The 993-nt window shown below is 70.0% G+C and carries 1 protein-coding gene; it reads right to left on the bottom strand.

Annotated elements, in window-relative coordinates; genetic code table 11:
• Positions 1-993 (bottom strand): methyl-accepting chemotaxis protein (locus ISP25_RS00010; protein ID WP_404611403.1); only part of this gene is annotated, 993 nt, incomplete at both ends.

The following is a 993-nucleotide window of genomic DNA, read 5'->3' as shown; positions in this document are numbered from 1 at the left end:
CCTCCTGCACCGCTTCGGCCTTGGCCATGGCGCCGTCCAGCCGGAAGAACGCCGTCTGCCGCCGCAGCGCCGCCGCCTGCTCCTGCATCGCCTGCGCCGCCGCGGCCGCCTGTTCCACCAGCGCCGCGTTCTGCTGCGTCACTTCATCCATCTGCATCACCGCCCGATTCACCTGGTCGATGCCCGACGACTGCTCCTGGCTCGCCGCCGCGATCTCCGCCACGATGTCGGTGACCTTGCACACGCTCTCCACGATTTCCGACAGCGCCGTGCCGGTCTGCTCCACCAGCGCACCGCCGGCTTCCACCCGCTCCACGCTCTCGCCAATCAGCGCCTTGATCTCTTTCGCCGCCGCCGCGCTGCGCTGCGACAGGCTGCGCACCTCGCTCGCCACCACCGCAAAGCCACGGCCCTGCTCCCCTGCGCGCGCCGCTTCCACCGCCGCGTTCAGCGAGAGCAGGTTGGTCTGGAACGCGATCTCGTCGATCAGGCCCACGATGTCGCTGATCTTCCGGCTCGAGGCCGTGATCTCCGCCATCGCCGATACCGCCTGCGACGCCACCTTGCCGCCGCGCTCGGCCTGCTCCCGCGCGCCGCCCGCCAACTGGTTGGCATGGCTCGCGTTTTCCGCGTTCTGCTTCACCGTCGCGGTCATCTCTTCCATCGAGGCCGCCGTCTCTTCCAGGCTCGACGCCTGCTCCTGGGTACGCTGGCTCAGGTCGTCGTTGCCGCGCGCGATCTCCAGCGCCGCGCCGCTCACCACCTGCGAGCCCTGCTGCACCTGCCCGATCACCTCCACCAGCTTCACGTGCAGCCGCTGCATCGCGTGCATCATGCTGCCCGGCGGGAGCTCGAGCTTCTCCGCCCCGCCCAGCGACAGGTCGCCGTCCGCCATCCGCCCGGTCATCTCCACCGCGAACGACGGCTCGCCTCCGATGCTTCGCCGGATGCTGCTCATCGACAGCCACACCAGCGCGATCACCAGCGCACCCA

This window comes from Rhodanobacter hydrolyticus, assembly GCF_044904645.1.
The sequence above is the reverse complement of the archived record's forward strand: the minus strand, read 5'-3'. Positions and strand labels throughout refer to the sequence as shown.